The following is a 16,677-nucleotide window of genomic DNA, read 5'->3' on the forward strand; positions in this document are numbered from 1 at the left end:
GTCCGACAACCCGGGAAGGACGCGTATGAAGACTCTGCTCGTGGGATTCCTGTCACTGCTGCTGCTGGCCGTCGGCTGCCCGGGCGTGGCTCAGGAGGAGGGCGAGGAGACACGCTGGTTCAGCGTCGATGCGCTGAATGCCGGCCTGGGCGAGCCTCCCGAGGCAGTCAGTCGCCAGACGCCGCGCGACGCAGTACGCAGCTTCCTGGAGTTGACCAAGGAGGAGGATTATTCGGCCGCAGCCCATCTCCTCAACCTGCTCGACCTGACCCCCGAGGAGCAGGCCGCACGAGGGGCCGTGCTGGCCAGGCAGCTCGCCGCCGTCCTCCAGCGAGGAGAGTGGCTCGATATCTCCAGCCTTTCGGCTCGTCAGGATGCCTTGGTGGAGGACACCTCAGGGCAGAGCCCTCGCGCCGGCCAGACCCGCCGCAACCTCAAGCTGGCCACCCTCGAGGCCGACGGGCAGAGCTATGAGGTGCGGGTGGCCCGTTACCGGGCGGGCGAGCAGGACCCCGTCTGGCTGATCGCTCCCGAGACGATCACCGCGATCCCCAAGCTCTACGAGCAATATGGCCCCTCCTGGCTGGAGGGCCATATCCCGGAGCGCTTGCATACCTCCATCGGCGTGCTGAAGCTCTGGGAGTGGCTCGCCATCCCGCTCTTCCTGGCCATCACCGGGGCGGTGGGGTGGTTCATCCATGCCCTGATGGGCCTGCTGACCCGCGGCCTGCCCTCGGGGCTTGCCAGCGTCTTCGCGCAGATGATCCGGCTGCCCCTGGCCTTCATCGCCATGGCGCTGCTGGCACAGTGGCTGCTCGAGTACGTGGTCTCCTTTTCGGGTGTGGTCACTGCCACCCTGCGGGTGCTGCTGATCATCACCATGGCCTGGGGCGTGGGCCTGATCGCGGTGCGGCTCGTGGATACCCTGCTGATCAGGATGACGCGCCGGCTGGTGGGCGAGATCGACGACACCAGTCACCGCGACGATCGCAAGCTGCTGACGACTCTCTATGCGCTGCGTCGTGCGGTGATCCTGGTCACCGTGCTGGGCGTGGTGATCTTCGTGATCGCCCAGGTCAGCCTCTTCGAGTCCCTTGGCATGTCCCTGCTGGCCTCGGCGAGTGTAGCGACGGTGCTGGTGGGGATCGCGGGGCAGGCCGTGCTCGGCAATATCCTGGCCTCCTTCCAGGTCTCCCTGGCCAAGCCGATCCGCATCGGCGACCTGGTGGTCTTCGAGGGCCAGTGGAGTTACGTGGAAGGCATCTACTACACCTTCATTCGCCTGCGGACCTGGGACGAGCGGCGCCTGGTCGTGCCGGTGAAGTACTTCGTCTCCCAGCCCTACGAGAACCTCTCCACGAAGAACGCCAAGCACTACCGGAGTATCGTCCTGACCCTCCACCTCAGCGCCGACGTGGCAACCCTCAGGGAACGGTTCGAGGCGTTCGCCAAGGAGGAGGAGACTGTCATCGACCACCACAAGCTGGCCTGCCTGGTCACCGGCCAGCACGAGGCCACCCAGGAGATCACCTGCTACCTGATGGGCCCCGAGCCCATCGCCGCCTGGGAAGCCGAGATGAAGATCCGCGAGAAGATACTGGCCTTCATCCGCGACCATCATCCCGAGTGGTGGCCCAGGGAGGTGGTGGTGCTCAGCCATCATGACATCGCCCGGGGCGACACCCCGGCCAAGCGCCGGATCCGGCGGCCGGCCACGGTGCAGGAGATCGACGAGACGCCGTCTCCCGGGGGCGAGCCATCGCCCGAATAGGTGGGTGGGCCGTTCGGCGCTGCCGGACGGCCCGGTTGCTTGCTGCTGCGGCGCCCCGTCAGGGGCGACAGACGAAGTAGTCGTTCTGGATGTCGTGCTCCAGCTGGTGGACCCGGATGTCGCGGAAGCCCGCCTCCTGCAGGTAGGCCAGGGCACGCTCGCGGCCCCACATGGTGCCGAGCCCCTCGCCGCCCTGGGCCAGCGAGACCGTCATGCAGTGGCTCACCGAGACGGCATAGAGCATCGTCCCCAGCGGGTGGTCGCGGTCCAGGTGATGGTGGCTCGAGGCGTGGATGTCCTGGACCAGGTAGACGCCGTCCGGCGCCAGGCTGCGGTGGATGCCGGCGAGCAGGCTTCTCGGCCGGGCCTGGTCGTGGATGCCGTCGAAGGTGGTCACCAGGTCGAAGGCCCCGGGCTCGGCACTGACATCGAAGTCGCTCAGGTCGCGCACCTCGAAGGCCAGGTTGTCGAGCCCGGCCGCCCGGGCCTGCTCCCGCCCCCAGGCGATGGCCTCGTCGGAGAGGTCGTAGCCGACGAAGTGGCTGGCCGGGAAGCGCTCGGCCATGGCCAGCAGGGCGCGGCCGCGTCCGCAGGCGCAATCCAGCACCCGGATGCCAGCGTCGAGACGCTCCACCAGGCCCGGTGCCAGCGGCAGGATGGCGTCGAACAGCGCCGGCAGCACGGTCTGGCCGCTGTCGCTGGCCATCACTTCCTGGAAGCGCGGATAGCGCGAGTAGGGCACGCCACCGCCCTCGCGGAAGCAGCGGACCACGTCATCCTCCACACTGCCCAGCAGCGAGATAAACTGAGCATAGACGGCGAGGTTGGCCGGGCCCCGGTCGGTGAGCAGTTCGGCGTGGGCATCGGGCAGGCGATAGGTGCCAGCGGCCGGGTCGGTGTCGATCACGCCGCCGGCGACCATGCCGCCGAGCCACTCGCGCACATAGCGCTCGTCGAGCCCGGCCCGCTCGGCCAGCTGCCGGCTGGTGAGGGGCGCCTGGCCGGCCAGGGCCTCGAAAAGGCCGGTGCGGTGGCCGATGGCGGTGAGCAGCATCAGCCCGCTCTCGTTCAGGGCAGTGACCAGCCGGGCCTCGAAGGCGCCGCTGTCGGCTTCGGCCTCGGCCACGGAAAGGGAATGGACGTTGCACATGGGGGTTCTCCTGCTTGTTGTTGGGGGGCAGGAGAACGGTACGGCGGAAGAGGAGCGTCGACGAAAGGGGAATGCGCCGCAAAGGGGTGTTTTCTGCCATGACCACGCTATCCACCACGCAAGTCGCCATCCTGGCGGTACCCGAGACTACCGCCAGCACCCTGTATGGCATGTTCGACCTCTTCGGGTCGGCCGGCCGCGACTGGGGGCTGCTGATGCACGGTCGTCCCGGTGCGCCGCTGCTGCAGCCGCTGATCGTCTCCCGCGATGGTCGCGGCTTTCGCACCCGCAACGGGGCCTGGATCGAGCCGGACGCGGCCCTGGCTGACTGTCGGGCGCCGACGGCCATCTGCATTCCCGACCTGCTGGTGGTGCCTGGCGCCGAGCTTGCGGGGCACTACGACCCGGAGCTGGCCTGGCTGCTGGCCTGCCATGGGCGCGGGGCCCTGCTGGCCGCGGCCTGCACCGGCTCGCTGCTGCTCGCCGAGTCGGGGCTGCTCGCCGGGCAGGACGCCACCACCCACTGGGCCTACTGCGATGCCCTGGCTCGCCAGCATCCGGAGGTGTGCGTGCATGCCCATCGCGCCCTGGTGGTCAGTGGCGAAGGGGGCCGCCTGATCATGGCCGGCGGTGGCACCACCTGGATCGACCTGGCGTTGTTCCTGGTGGCGAGGCTGGTGGGGGTGGACGAGGCGATGCACCTGTCGCGGATCTTCCTGATCGACTGGCACCACGAGGGCCAGCAGCCCTATGCGGCCCTGACCGCCGCCCGGCAGGTGGAGGACGCGCTGATCAGCGAGGCCCAGGTATGGGTCGCCCGCCACTACGACACCCACTCGCCGGTGGCCGGCATGGTCCGCCGCAGCGGGCTGACCGAGCGCTCCTTCAAGCGTCGCTTCAAGGCCGCCACCGGCATGACGCCCATGGACTATGTACATACCCTGCGCCTCGAGGAGGCCAAGCAGATCCTGGAGAGCGGCGACGACCCCATCGAGGCGGTGGCCGAGCAGGTCGGCTATGCCGACCCGAACTTTTTCCGGCGGCTGTTCGGCCGCCGCGTGGGGCTCACCCCGCGGGAGTATCGCCGGCGTTTCCGCGGCCTGCGCCTGACGCTGCAATGACCCTCGCGCCTCCCTGGATATCCTCGGCGATGAAGACCTCGCGGACCCCATGCCGTTGTCCGTGCGGCGTTCTCGCGCCTGGCGGCTAAGCTTGCAGTGAGCATCCCGGGCGAGACAGCCAGCGTCATGATTCACGATGCCACCATCGAACGGCTCTATCGCCAGCACTCGCGGCGCGTGCTGGCGACGCTGATTCGCCTGCTCGGCGACTTCGAGCTGGCGGAGGAGGCGCTCCAGGAGGCCTTCGTGGCCGCCGTGCAGCAGTGGCCGTCGCAGGGCGTGCCGGAACATCCCGCCGCCTGGCTGATCCGCACCGGCCAGCGGCGCGGCATCGACCAGATTCGCCGCCGCCAGACCTCCCGCCAGCATGCCCATCTCGTGGCGCCCGAAGAACCGGCGGCGAGCCTCGACGAGCGCAGCATCCAGCACGACCCGCTGAGGCTGCTCTTCACCTGCTGTCACCCCGGCCTGGCCCTGGACGAGCGGGTGGCCCTGACCCTGCGCGAAATGTGCGGGCTGACCACCGAACAGGTGGCCAGGGCGCTGCTGCAACGGCCCGCCACCCTGGCCCAGCGCATCGTGCGGGCCAAGCGCAGGATCCGCGACGCCGGCATTCCCTACGAGGTGCCGGATGCCTGGGAGCTACCGGGGCGACTGCCCGCTGTCCTGCGGGTGATCTACCTGGTGTTCAACGAGGGCTACTCGCAGAGTGCCGGCGATGCCCTGGTCGACGTCAGCCTCTCGGTCGAGGCCATGGAACTGGCCCAGGCGCTGGCCCGGCTGCTGCCCGAGGGGGAAGTGTATGGCCTGCTGGCGTTGATGTGGCTCCACGACGCCCGGCGCGAGGCCCGCCAGGGCCCGGGCGGGGAGCTGGTCCCCCTGGAGGAGCAGGACCGTGGCCGCTGGGATCGGCGGCGTATCCGCGATGGCATGGCGCATCTTCGCCAGGCACTGGCGCTGACACCCACTGGCCCCTACACGCTGCAGGCCTCGATCGCCGCCGAGCATGTCCGCGCATCCAGCGCCGAGGCGACCGACTGGGGACGGATCGTGATGCTCTACGAGGCGCTCCATCGCCAGCAGCCCTCGCCGGTGATCGCCCTCAACCGGGCGGCGGCGGTGGCCATGCGCGACGGTCCGGAGGCCGGCCTGCGCCTGCTGGAGGCGCTGGAGGCCCACAAGGCGATCGTCAACTACCACCTCTTCCATGCCGCCCGGGCCGACCTGCATCGCCGTGCCGGCCACCCCCGGGAGGCCCGGCTCGCCTATGAGCGGGCCCTGGCGCTGACGTCCCAGGAGCCGGAGCGCCGCTTCCTGCAGCGCCGGCTGGCGGAGCTGGCCACCTCGTCATAAAAAAATCGCGCGGCGATGTCGATCCGCGCTGGCGTCGCACGACTCAGGGAGGCAACCAGCCAACGGAGGTGGAACTCATGCGATACATGCTGATGCGCAAGGCCGACCCGGCCACCGAGGCCGGCGAGCTGCCCGGCCAGGGCGTGCTCGAGGCGATGGCCGACTACAACAACCGGATGCTCGAGGCCGGGGTCTTCGTCACCGGCGACGGTCTGCGACCCAGCCGCGAAGGCTGCCGGATCGAGCGGCGCGACGGGCAAGTGCGGGTCACCCATGGCCCCTTTGCCGAGACCAGGGAATTGCTCGCCGGCTACAGCGTGCTGGAGGCGGACTCGCTCGAGGCCGCCATCGAATGGGCACGGCAGTGGCCCGCCGAAGACGGCGACGTCACCCTGGAACTGCGCCGCTACTTCAGCCTGGAGGACTTCGCGCCCGGCCCCGGCCTGGACAAGCACCGCGCCATGGCGCGCCTGCCCAGCGAGCTCAACGTGCACCTGTGCTTTCCCGGCAACTGCCGCGAGGCCATGACCTTCTACGCCGAGGTCACCGGCGCTCGGCTGGAGGCGCTGATCACCTACGGCGAGACGCCGGCCGCCCGGGACACCCCTCCCGAACGCCATGACCAGATCATCCACGCCTCGCTCAACGTCCGCGGCCGCCGGCTGATGGGCGCTGACATGGCCGGCCACGCCTACCAGCCGCCGCAGGGTGTCCAGGTGCACCTTGACTACGAGGCGCTCGACCGGGCCGAGGCGGTGTTCAACCGGCTGGCCGAGGGTGGTGAGGTCACCATGCCCTTCGGCGCCACCTTCTGGGCGCAGGGGTTCGGCATGCTCACCGACCGCTTCGGCGTGCCCTGGTTGATCGGCTGCCAGACCGGCCAATGCCCGATGAGCGAGGAGGAGAGCCAACCATGAAATACGCCGCGCTGGTCTACTACCAGGAACGCCTCATCCAGGCCATGAACGAGCAGGAGTGGCACGACCTCAACCAGGAGTGCCTGGCCGGGGTGGAGCGCCTGACGGGCCAGGGCCACTTCCTGGCCGGCCAGGCCCTGCAGCCGGTGGAGAACGCAGCCAGCGTGCGGGTGCGCGATGGCGAGGTGCTGATCTCCGATGGCCCCTTTGCCGAGACCAAGGAGCAGCTGGCCGGCTTCTACCTGCTGGACGCCCGCGACCTCAACGAGGCCCTGCAGCTCGCCAGCCGCATTCCCCCCGCCCGCTTCGGCACCATCGAGGTGCGCCCGGTGCGGGAACTTCCCCCAAGAGATACGGGAGACGCCACATGACCTATGTCGATGGATTCGTTGCCGCGGTCCCCACCGCCAACCGCGAGAGATACATCCGGCACGCCCGCGACGCCGCCGTGGTGTTCAAGGAGCACGGCGCCCTCTCCATGGTGGAATGCTGGGGAGACGACGTGCCGGAGGGGAAGGTCACCTCCTTCCCCATGGCGGTGAAGTGCCAGCCGGACGAGACCGTGATCTTCTCCTGGATCACCTGGCCCTCCCGCGAGGTGCGCGACCGGGGCATGGCCAAGGTCATGGAGGACCCGCGCCTTTCGCCCGAGGCAAACCCCATGCCCTTCGACGGCAAGCGCCTGATCTATGGCGGTTTCGACGTGGTGGTGGACGAATAGGGCAGGGCGCCTGGCAGGGGTCAGACGGGCCTGACCCCTGCCATCGACCAATGGGCCGGGTGCCTTCGGCATGGTATTGCTGGTGGCCGAGCCCATCACCACAAGGACCCCGTGATGCCCCAGGCCCCCGACTTCCCGCTGGCCAACCCCGACTACCGTACCGAGGTGGAGCGTATCCTCCAGGCGGCGCCCTTCATCCGCGCGCTGGGCGTCGAGGCCGAGGAGGTCGCCCCGGGCCTGTGCGTGACGCGCCTGGCGGTGCGCGAGGACCACCAGCAGCAGGATGGCTTTGTGCATGCCGGGGTGCTGGCCACCATCGCCGACCATACCGCCGGCGCCGCCGGTGCCACCCTGATCCCGGCCGGCGCGATCGTGCTCACCGCCGAGTTCAAGATCAACCTGCTGCGCTCGGCCCGCGGGCGTGAGCTGCGCTGCGTGGGGCGGGTGCTCAAGCCCGGACGCACCCTGATCGTCGCCGAGTCCGAGGTCTACGCCGGCGAGGAGGGCGCCACCCTGGTGGCCAAGGCCAGCGTGACCCTGGCGGTGGTCACGCCGCGCTGATGGCGGGGGAGCGCATGACCGAGATCCGTCCCGCCGCGACCCTCGCCCTGGTGCGCGACGGCGACCGGGGGCCGGAGGTCCTGCTGCTGCAGCGCACCTGGCAGGCGGCCTTCCTGCCCGGCTACTTCGTCTTTCCCGGCGGGGCCGTGGACCCCCAGGACCCGGACGTGCGCGCCTTCACCTCCGGCCGCGGTGACGCTGTCATCAGCCAGACCCTGAGCCTCGACGAGGGCGGGGCCGACTACATGATCGCGGCACTGCGCGAGTGCCTCGAGGAGGCGGGCCTGCTGCTGACCGTGGACGGACAGGGGCGCCTGCCGCCGGGGGACCACCCGGTGCTGACCGAGGGGCGCGAGGCCCTGCGACGCGAGGCGACCAGCTTCCATGCGCTGTGCAAGCATCATGGGCTGGTGCTGCCGCTGGACCGGCTGGCCTACCTGGGTCACTGGGTCACGCCACGGGGCGCGCCTCGGCGCTTCGACACGCGCTTCTTCGTGGCCCTGGCGCCGCCGGGCCAGCAGGCGGCGCATGACGGCAGCGAGACCATCGACCATGCCTGGCTGGCCCCCGCCGAGGCCCTGGCCGCGCACCGCCAGGGGCGCATGGCGCTGGGTTACCCCACCCTGCGCACCCTGCGCCTGCTTGCCGACTTTTCCACTGCCGAGGGGCTGCTGCGCTACGCCCACGCCAACCCGCCGACGCCGCGCCCCAGCCGCCCCTGGCCGGCCCGCAAGGGGGGCGTCGCCTGGCAGGTGGAGCCGGATGCCCCGGCCTATGCGGAGGTGCGCCGCCTGGACCCCCAGCGGCGGGGCTCGGCCAGCGCCGAGATCGCACCCGGCCGGGCGGTCGAGCTGGCGCCGGGGGTGACCCGGGTCACCGCGCCCAACCCGGGGGCGATGACCGGCCCCGGCACCAACAGCTACCTGCTCGGCGACGGCGATGAGCATCTGGTGATCGACCCCGGCCCCGCGGATCCGGCCCACCTGGAGCGGCTGCTGGCGCTGACCGCCGGGAAGATCTCCCGGGTGCTGGTGACCCACACCCATGTCGACCACTCGCCGGGGGCGGCCTGGCTCAAGGCACGCACCGGCGCCCGGCTGGTGGGCCTGCCGCCGCCGCCCGGGGCCAGCCAGGACGCCGGCTTCGTTCCCGACCACCGGCCAGCCCACGGCGAGCACCTCGAGACGCCCGCCGGCCCGCTCAAGGTGCTGCATACGCCAGGTCACGCCTCCAACCACCTCTGCTACCTGCTGGAGCCCGCGCGGCTGCTGTTCGCCGGCGACCAGGTGATGCAGGGCTCCACGGTGGTGATCAACCCGCCGGACGGCGACATGGCCGCCTACCTGGCCGCCCTGCAGGCCCTGGGAGAGGAACCCTTCGATACCATCGCCCCGGGCCACGGCTTCCTGATCGGCGAGGCCCATGCCGCCATCGACTTCCTGGTCACCCATCGCCTGGCCCGCGAGCACAAGGTGTGCCGGGCCCTGGCGCGCCACGCCCCGGCGAGCCTCGAGGCGCTGACACGCCACGCCTACGACGACGTGCCGGCGGAGAAGCTGGGGGTGGCGGCGCGCTCGGCGCTGGCCCACCTGCTCAAGCTGGAGGCCGAGGGGCGCGCCGCGCAGCAGGCGGGGCAGTGGGTCTCGCTGGAGGATTAGGGGCCGCTTGTGCCCGAACGCGGGGTGCCGGGCCTAGGCCCAGCGCTCGTCGGCGGTAAAGGCCACGGTGAACCAGCGCCGCTCCGGCGGCGGGCTCAGCCCGGCGCTGATCTGCTCGCGGATCTCGTCGAGCACGGCGATGCCCTGGCCCCGCCCGTACTCGGGCGTGGTGACGATATGGATCTCGATGTAGTGGCCGCGGCCGGCCTTGGCCACGTGGCTGTAGTAGCGCAGCAGCCCCTCGCGCGCCATCACCGGGGCCATGGCGGCATGCACCTCGCGGTCGATCTCGCTCGGCGCGATCAGCAGCACCTCCTTCATGGCACGCCGCACGATGCCGATGGGCACCGGCATGAAGCTGGCCGTCAGCACCATCAGCAGCACCGAGTCCACGTAGGGGGTGAGGTGCGCCCAGGGGGTGCCCTGCAGGAAGCGGGCGATGATGAAGGCCACCAGCAGCGAGGTGGTGATCAGTGCCGCCATCAGCCAGCCCTGCATGTCGATGCGCACGAACTCCGAGTCCGCCGTGCGATTGATGCGCCGCTGGTAGGCGGTCATGGCGAAGCAGACGATGGCCACCACCACCGCATAGCCGATCGCCAGGTCGAAGGCGAGCTCGCGGCCGCCCTCGCGCAGGTCGAGCAGGGCGGTGAGGAAGGCATAGAAGCAGAGCAGCATCAGGATGCTGCCGTTAAGCGCCGCGACCAGCGGCTCCAGGTGCCAGTAGCCGTGCTGGAAGCGCTCGCTGGCCTCGCGCACGGCGAGCCGCGCCACCAGCAGCGCCAGCCCCGACATGGCGGCGTCGATGGTGGAGAAGACACCATCGAAGAGGATCGACTGTGAGCCGGCCAGCAGGCCGAAGGTGACCCCGAGGCTCGAGACCCCCAGGGTCATGAGGATGGAGAGCTTGAGGGCGCGCTGCTCGAGGGTGGCTTGCATGACGGGTCTCTGGGGCGGAAAGCCTTCCAGTCTAGCCGAGCCGGATAGGGCGGGCGAGGGGGCGACGATGGCCGCTGTCGTCGCCTCAGCGCAGGTAGTAGTCCACGGTGGTCACCACCCGCACCGTCTTCACCGGCTGCTGTTCCTCGGTGATGCCCATGGCCTGGTCTCGCGCACGGATCTCGAACACCCCCTGGTTGGCGCGGCGCAGGTCACCCACGTCGGCATCGGCGTCCCGGGCGAACTGCTCGGCGGCCTCCCGCGCCGCCGCGGTGGCCTCGGCGATCATCTCCGGCTTGATGTCGTTGAGCCCGCTGAACAGATAGAGGGGGCCACCGGGGCCGTAGTCGGAGGAGAACACCACCCCGGCGTCGAGCAGCTCGCCCACCGCCTGGGCGGTGTCGCGGATGCGCGCGATCTCCTCGCTGCGCACCGTCAGCGTCTGGTTGATGATGAACTTCTGCTCGCGATCACCGCCCTGGTAGGGATTGGCGGCGGTGTCGTTGACGTTGAGGCGCTGCAGCTCCACCTGTGCGGTATCGATGCCGTGGTCCTCCAGGAAGGCGAGCACCGCCTCGCGGCTGGCACTGGCCTCGTCGCGGGCCTGCTGCAGCGTCTCGCCGGTGGCCACGAAATGCAGCGGCCAGAGGGCGAGGTCGGCCTGCACTTCCCGCTCGGCCAGGCCCTTGACCGTGACGTAGCGGTCGCCGGTGCGCAGGCCGGTCAGCCCCTCGGCGACCAGCGACGCCGCCACGATCGCGGCGATACCCAGAATCAGGGCGGGGAGGACTTTCATGACGGCTCCTTCTGCAGGATGGCCGGCCAACGGCCAGGAGGAACGGGAGGCACCGCACCCGATGCCTCCATGATACGCCAAGGCTGCAGGATTTGGCCGTCAGGTCGCCATTCCCGGCAGGCTCACTCGGCCCCGGCGCTGGCCACCGAACTGGACGCGATGATGCCCTGTTCCCGCGCCATGGCATAGGCCGCCCGGGGGCCGGCCCACAGCGAGGGCAGCAGCACCAGCGAGACGGGAATCGCGGTGATCACGATGAACTGCTGCAGCGCGCCGATCTGTCCCGCGCCCATGTAGAGCAGGATACCCGCCATCAGCGCCATGGCGATGCCCCAGAAGGCGCGTACCAGCGGGCTCGGCGCGTCGTGGCCGGCGCACACCACGGCGATGGCGTAGCTCATGGAGTCGCCGGTGGTGGCCACGAAGATGCTGGTCAGCAGCAGGATGGCCAGCGCCATCAGGGACCCGCCCGGCAGCGCCTGGGCCACGGTCAATGTCGCCACGTCGAACTGGAAGTTGTTCAGCGCCTCGGCGAGATCGATCGCCCCGGTCAGCTGGTAGTGGATGCCCGAGCCGCCGAGCAGGGTGAACCAGATCGCGGTGGCCACCGGGGCCATCACCGCCACGGCGAGGATCATCTCGCGGATAGTGCGCCCGCGGGAGATGCGTGCGACGAAGATCGCCATCAGCGGTGCATAGCCGATGAACCAGGCGAAGAAGAACACCGTCCACCACTGCATCCACCAGGCCGGGGCGGTCTCGGCGGTCATGGTGGCCATGGTGAAGAACGACGACAGGTACTCGCCGAAGCCCTGGCTGAAGGCGTTGACCAGGAACAGGGTGGGGCCGGCGATCAGGATCACCGCCGCGATGGCCAGCGCCAGGAAGACGTTGAAGCGCGACAGGATCTGGATGCCCTTGTGGATGCCGGTCATCGCCGAGGTGACATAGACCCCCGCCAGCAGCAGCAGGATACCGAGCTGGGTGGCGTAGCCCTCGCTGACGCCGAACAGCTCGTGCAGGCCGAAGCTCATCTGGGTGGCGAGAAAGCCGATCGGGCCGACGGTGCCCGCGACCACCGCGATCACGCAGCAGGCATCCACCACGCTGCCCAGCGCGCCCTTCATGACGCGCTCGCCGAGCACCGGGTAGAGCAGGGTGCGCGGCTGCAGCGGCTGGCCCTTCACGTAGTGGGCGTGGGCAAGCACGATGGCGGAGAGCGAGCCCAGCACCGCCCAGGCCAGGAAGCCCCAGTGCATGAACGACTGGGCGAGTGCCCCGGCCACGGCCTCGGCGGTGCCCGCTTCGGTGTCGAAGGCCGGCGGGGTCACCACGAAGTGGTAGACCGGCTCGCCCGCGGCGAAGAACACGCCGCCCCCGGCCAGCAGCGTGCACATGATCATCGACAGCCACTTGAAGGTGCTGATCTGCGGGCTCTCCAGGTTGCCGACCCGGGCGCCGGCCGCCGGCGAGATGGCCACGCCGATGGCGATCAGGAAGGTCAGCAGCAGCAGGAGCTGGAAGTAGGTGCCCAGGGTGGCCGCCGTCCAGGCGAAGCCGGCGCTGATGCTGTCGGCCACCAGGTCGATGTCGTAAAGCGACAGGCCGACGAAGGCGACGATGAAGCCGACCGTTAGCAGCAGCACGATGGGATCGCCCAGGCGCGAAAGCGCCGAGGCCCTGGCAGGTGGAGGGGTAGGGTTCGAAGGCATGGGGACGCTCTAGTTGCGGAGGATGTGTGCGTCGATGGGACGTGACGCCGACTAGAGCGATGGCATTCTAACAATCTTCTACTTAGGTCTAAAGGGATGACCCGGCTCGGCGGGCATGCCACCATGGTCCTCGATGCATGACCGAGACGCCCCGATGCTCAACGACAGTCCGCCAAGCCGCCCCTGGCGCTGGGTGGCGCTCGGCGCCACGCTGCTGATGGCCGGCTACCTGTGGATCTGGCACTCCCCCGAACTGGCCGACCTCCAGCGCTGGGCCGATCAGGCCTCCCACCACCCCGCGGTGATCGTCTCGGTGATCGCGATCATGGCGGTGACCCTGGCCATCGGGCTGCCCGGCAGCATCGGGCTGTGGCTGATCGCGCCCTTCTATACGCCCCTGGCGGCCACCCTGATGCTGACGGTCGGCAGCGTGGCGGGCGCCCTGGGGGCCTACTACCTCGCTTCCCGCTTCAGCGACCGCTGGAAGCCCAGGGGCCTCACTCGCAATGTCATGGGCAAGCTGGAGAAGCGCAGTGACTTGCTGACCCAGTGCGCCCTGCGCGTGCTGCCGGGGTTTCCCCACTCCGTGGTCAACTTCGCCGCCGGCCTGCTGCGTCTGCCGTTGGCGACCTTCGTGATGGCGGGCATCATCGGCCTGAGTGCGAAGTGGGGGGTCTATTCCAGCGCCATCTACGGCGCCCTGGAGGCGGTGGAGACCGAGCAGGCCGTGAGCCCCAGCGTGATCCTGCCGCTGGTCGCCCTGACCTTGCTGCTGCTGACCGGCGCCTGGCTCAGGCGTCGCGTAGCGGCCCACGGCCACCTGCTGGGGTAGCAAGGGGTTGGAGGGGGGTTGCGGCGACTATTCCTCCAGCCTGATCCGGCGCAGGGTGTAGTCGCCCCCCTGGTTGGCCAGCACGAAGCCCTGGAAGGGATCGCGCAGGCCATTGTCCTGCACACGCAGCAGCCGCTGGTCATCCACGCGAACCTGCATCTGTCCGTCATCGTCACGGATCCAGACGATGCGGTGGAAGCGGCCGTCCTCGAGGTCGAGGCTGCCTTCGTGGCGGGCAACCACCTCGGCGCTGCCGGACACCAGCCTGACCAGGCTGAGCCCCGGGCGCGAGCCGGGTGTGTAGACCAGGCGGTAGCCGGTGCCGCTGGGTCGGTTGCCCTGGAAGACCCCGAGTTCCAGGCTGCCAGTGCGCTGCCGGGAGGTGATCTCCAGTTCCATCCTGAAGGCGTTGTCGACGGGGGCATTGACGAAGATGTGCGCCGGTTCCACGGGGACCGTCACCTCGTCCTGCCCGGCATTGCCCGTCTGCTCGAGGATCAGCGAGAGCATCGCCAGACCGATCTCCTCCGGACTATCGGCGCTGAGCCCGCGTGATTCGCGAGCGGTCGACCGCCGCGTCTCCACGATGCTCCGCAAGCCGTTCTCATCCACCTCGAAGTCGCCGCTGAGCACCGTCCAGGGCGGATTGCGACGGTAATCGCCGTCGCTGAAGTCGTCCTGCAGGGCGACCCGGGACTCGGCGGCGGGTGGCGGCTCGGCGGGTGCCGCCACTGCCTGTCTCTCCGTCTCGCGCAGGCGTTTCAACAGCTCGGCCGTTGCGCGGCCGTCCTGCGCCATGTCCCTGTCCGCCTGGTACTCGCGTATCGCACTGCGGGTGCGGCGTCCCATGGCGCCATCCACCGGGCCGGCGTCATAGCCGAGCCGATTCAGCTCGCGCTGTATCTCGGCAATGCCCTGTCGATCCGACAGGGTCTCGATGTCGGGCCGCGCTCGCTCGGTCCCCTGTGAAGATGCTTCCTCTTCCGGTTGCCAGCCGCGTGTGGCCTGTTGCGCCTCGGCGACCTGTCCGGCCGTCATGCGCTGGGCCAGTGAATCGCGTGCCTCGGCGGCATGGCGGTGGCCGCGGGCCGCGGCCAGGTTGTACCACTTGTGGGCTTCCACGAAATCCTGCGCCGTCCCGTTGCCGGCCTCATGCAGGCGGCCCAGCATGTACTGGGCATCGGCATCGCCGCTTCTGGCCGCTGCGCCGAACTCCTGCAGTGCCTGACGGTACTCCTGCCGCTCGTAGTAGCGCATGCCGTCGGCGTAATCGGCGCTGGCCAGTCCGACGGAACCGACGAGGATAAGACTGAGTACGAGTCCCTTGATGATCACGGTCGTGCCTCCATTGAACGGGCTTGTCATCCGTAACATCAGGATAGGCAAGATGCGTGATGACGCAGGCCGAAGGGTGCTGATCGGTCGAATCAGGTGAAAGACTTAGCTGTTCGACGTCCCCAGCCACGCCACCTCCAGCCGGAAGGGGCCGGCGCTCTTGTCGGCGATGAGCAGCCCCACCTGCCGGATCGCCGCGGGGTCAAGCGGCGGGGCATCCTCCAGCCGCCGGCCGCGGAACACCGCCTCGAACTCCTGCCAGGTCAGGGTGACATGCTGCCACTCGCCGGCCTCGGGCAGGAAGATCGCTCGGTAAGCCGCGCCCTGTGGCAGCTGCTCGGTATAGAGGCGAAGCTGGTAGCGGCGCCCGTCGCCGCGCACCTGGAGCGCCAGGCCTGCGTAGTCGCTCAGGTCGAACGGCTCGGGCGCGCGGCGTACCGAGGCGAAGCCGCCGTTGTTCTCGAGCGAGGTCTCGCCGAGGAACACGCCGATGCCATCTTCCCCATGCAGGTTGCCGCGGGAGACGCCGCCCATCACGTCATCGTTGATGGCCTGCCAGCGCGTGGCCTCGTCCGCGTGCTGGAAGTCGATCAGGCGTGCTGTCATTGGGGGCCTCCGGGGTTGCGTGTTACCTGTTGCCCAGCTTGCCTGCCATGACACCCTCTGTCTTGTGCGGCGTCACCGCCGCGAAAGAAATACGACATACTCAGAGAGGCATCGGCCAGCCAATGTGAGGACGCTCAATGAACTACAACGAGGCGGTGAAGCGCACCTGGAGCGTGGATGAGGCACCGGCGCAGGAAGAGGCCGAGCGCTTCAAGACGCTCATCCGCTACGCCACCCTGGCGCCCTCGGGCCACAACACCCAGTGCTGGCGGTTCCGGGTGGAGGAGGGCGCCATCCGCATCCTGCCGGACCTGACCCGGCGCACGCCGGTGGTCGACCCCGACGACCATCACCTCCATGTGTCGCTCGGCTGCGCCACCGAGAACCTCTGCCTGGCCGCCCGGGCGATGGGGCTCTCTGCCGAGGCCGAGTTCCAGCCGCAGGGCGAAGGCGCGATCCAGGTGACTCTGACTCCCGGCGAGGCCGAGGCGTCGCCGCTGTTCGAGGCCATCACCTCGCGGCAGTGCACGCGCAGCGACTACGACGGCACGCCGCTCTCGGCCGAGGAGCGACGCCGGCTCGAGGCGGCGGGCAGCGGAGACGGCGTCTCGGTGGTGCTGCTTACCGAGCGCGAGGCGATCGAACGGGCGCTGGCGTTCATCCTGGACGCCAACACCCGGCAGCTGGAGAACCCTGACTTCCGCCGGGAGCTCGAGGCATGGATCCGCTTCAATGACGCCGAGGCGGTGGAGAGGGGCGATGGCCTGAGCGGCCGGACGACCGGCAACCCCCAGGCGCCGCGCTGGCTGGGGAAGTACCTGATGCGCGCCATGCTGCGGCCGAAGACGGAGAACGCCAAGCTGGCCCGCCAGGTTCGCAGCTCCGCGGGGCTGGCGGTGTTCGTCTCGGCGGTGGATGACCGCGCTCACTGGGTCGAGGCCGGCCGCTGCTACCAGCGTTTCGCCCTGCAGGCGACGGCGCTGGGCCTTCGCAACGCCTTCGTCAACCAGCCGGTGGAGGAGGCGAGCGTGCGCCCCGCGTTCGCCCGGTCGCTGGGGCTGACCGGTAGACGCCCTGACCTGGTGGTGCGCGTCGGCCGTGCCCCGGCCATGCCCCGTGCGCTGCGACGCCCGCTGGAGAGCGTGATGGAGCAGGGGGAGGCGTGATGCGCGAGCGCGCTGCTCAGCATCCGCAGTTCTAACTGG

General features: G+C 69.7%; 16 protein-coding genes. 10 read left to right on the top strand and 6 right to left on the bottom strand.

The window, feature by feature from the left end; all coding sequences use genetic code 11:
- Positions 1-25: 25 nt before the first annotated feature.
- Entirely contained in the window at positions 26-1,771 is a 1,746-nt protein-coding gene (locus tag DFP85_RS10940; protein WP_243737276.1) for a mechanosensitive ion channel family protein, read from the top strand.
- 58 nt (positions 1,772-1,829) lie between these two features.
- Here the strand turns inward: DFP85_RS10940 and DFP85_RS10945 are convergent, their stop codons facing one another.
- On the bottom strand, positions 1,830-2,921 hold the full coding sequence (locus DFP85_RS10945) for a methyltransferase domain-containing protein (protein WP_133636318.1): 1,092 nt from the start codon (positions 2,919-2,921) through the stop codon (positions 1,830-1,832).
- 98 nt (positions 2,922-3,019) lie between these two features.
- On the opposite strand from DFP85_RS10945, the gene DFP85_RS10950 reads away from it, so the two are divergent.
- The 7 genes from DFP85_RS10950 to DFP85_RS10980 all read left to right on the top strand — a co-directional run bounded on the left by DFP85_RS10950 (position 3,020) and on the right by DFP85_RS10980 (position 9,252).
- On the top strand, positions 3,020-4,042 hold the full coding sequence (locus DFP85_RS10950; RefSeq protein WP_133636319.1) for a GlxA family transcriptional regulator: 1,023 nt from the start codon (positions 3,020-3,022) through the stop codon (positions 4,040-4,042).
- A gap of 126 nt (positions 4,043-4,168) precedes the next feature.
- The gene (locus tag DFP85_RS10955) at positions 4,169-5,395 is read left to right on the top strand and encodes an RNA polymerase sigma factor (RefSeq protein ID WP_133636320.1); all 1,227 of its coding nucleotides are present in this window, start codon (positions 4,169-4,171) and stop codon (positions 5,393-5,395) included.
- Positions 5,396-5,472: 77 nt separating this feature from the next.
- A complete protein-coding gene (locus DFP85_RS10960; protein ID WP_133636321.1) occupies positions 5,473-6,312 on the top strand; it encodes a YciI family protein in 840 nt (279 codons plus the stop codon).
- Positions 6,309-6,683, top strand: coding sequence for a YciI family protein (locus tag DFP85_RS10965; protein ID WP_133636322.1), 375 nt, complete (start codon positions 6,309-6,311; stop codon positions 6,681-6,683). The genes DFP85_RS10960 and DFP85_RS10965 overlap by 4 nt, the downstream gene beginning before the upstream one ends.
- On the top strand, positions 6,680-7,033 hold the full coding sequence (locus DFP85_RS10970) for a DUF1428 domain-containing protein (RefSeq protein ID WP_133636323.1): 354 nt from the start codon (positions 6,680-6,682) through the stop codon (positions 7,031-7,033). Before DFP85_RS10965 ends, DFP85_RS10970 begins: the two co-directional genes overlap by 4 nt.
- Before the next feature lie 114 nt (positions 7,034-7,147).
- The gene (locus DFP85_RS10975; protein WP_133636324.1) at positions 7,148-7,594 is read left to right on the top strand and encodes a PaaI family thioesterase; all 447 of its coding nucleotides are present in this window, start codon (positions 7,148-7,150) and stop codon (positions 7,592-7,594) included.
- 14 nt (positions 7,595-7,608) lie between these two features.
- Positions 7,609-9,252: an MBL fold metallo-hydrolase gene (locus DFP85_RS10980; protein ID WP_133636325.1), complete on the top strand. Its 1,644-nt coding sequence runs from the start codon at positions 7,609-7,611 to the stop codon at positions 9,250-9,252.
- A 33-nt stretch (positions 9,253-9,285) separates the two neighbouring features.
- Here DFP85_RS10980 and DFP85_RS10985 read toward each other — a convergent pair whose 3' ends face one another.
- From DFP85_RS10985 to DFP85_RS10995, 3 genes are all read right to left on the bottom strand, one after another.
- Positions 9,286-10,191 (bottom strand): cation diffusion facilitator family transporter, encoded by a 906-nt coding sequence (locus DFP85_RS10985; RefSeq protein WP_133636326.1) that lies wholly within the window; start codon positions 10,189-10,191, stop codon positions 9,286-9,288.
- An 85-nt stretch (positions 10,192-10,276) separates the two neighbouring features.
- The gene (locus DFP85_RS10990; RefSeq protein ID WP_133636327.1) at positions 10,277-10,987 is read right to left on the bottom strand and encodes an SIMPL domain-containing protein; all 711 of its coding nucleotides are present in this window, start codon (positions 10,985-10,987) and stop codon (positions 10,277-10,279) included.
- Between the two features lie 122 nt (positions 10,988-11,109).
- On the bottom strand, positions 11,110-12,699 hold the full coding sequence (locus DFP85_RS10995; RefSeq protein ID WP_133636328.1) for a BCCT family transporter: 1,590 nt from the start codon (positions 12,697-12,699) through the stop codon (positions 11,110-11,112).
- Positions 12,700-12,853: 154 nt separating this feature from the next.
- Here DFP85_RS10995 and DFP85_RS11000 point away from each other — a divergent pair, with 154 nt between their 5' ends.
- Positions 12,854-13,531 carry a TVP38/TMEM64 family protein gene (locus DFP85_RS11000; protein WP_133636329.1) on the top strand — a complete coding sequence of 226 codons (678 nt, stop codon included), beginning with the start codon at positions 12,854-12,856 and terminating at the stop codon, positions 13,529-13,531.
- 27 nt (positions 13,532-13,558) lie between these two features.
- On the opposite strand, the gene DFP85_RS11005 is transcribed toward DFP85_RS11000, so the two are convergent.
- Positions 13,559-14,866: a peptidoglycan-binding protein gene (locus DFP85_RS11005; RefSeq protein WP_166644636.1), complete on the bottom strand. Its 1,308-nt coding sequence runs from the start codon at positions 14,864-14,866 to the stop codon at positions 13,559-13,561.
- Positions 14,867-14,971: 105 nt separating this feature from the next.
- The gene (locus tag DFP85_RS11010; RefSeq protein WP_133636331.1) at positions 14,972-15,472 is read right to left on the bottom strand and encodes a CIA30 family protein; all 501 of its coding nucleotides are present in this window, start codon (positions 15,470-15,472) and stop codon (positions 14,972-14,974) included.
- A gap of 137 nt (positions 15,473-15,609) precedes the next feature.
- Here DFP85_RS11010 and DFP85_RS11015 point away from each other — a divergent pair, with 137 nt between their 5' ends.
- The gene (locus tag DFP85_RS11015; RefSeq protein ID WP_133636332.1) at positions 15,610-16,638 is read left to right on the top strand and encodes an Acg family FMN-binding oxidoreductase; all 1,029 of its coding nucleotides are present in this window, start codon (positions 15,610-15,612) and stop codon (positions 16,636-16,638) included.
- Positions 16,639-16,677: the final 39 nt, after the last annotated feature.

The sequence above is a fragment of the Halomonas ventosae genome, from assembly GCF_004363555.1.
GTDB lineage: Bacteria > Pseudomonadota > Gammaproteobacteria > Pseudomonadales > Halomonadaceae > Halomonas > Halomonas ventosae.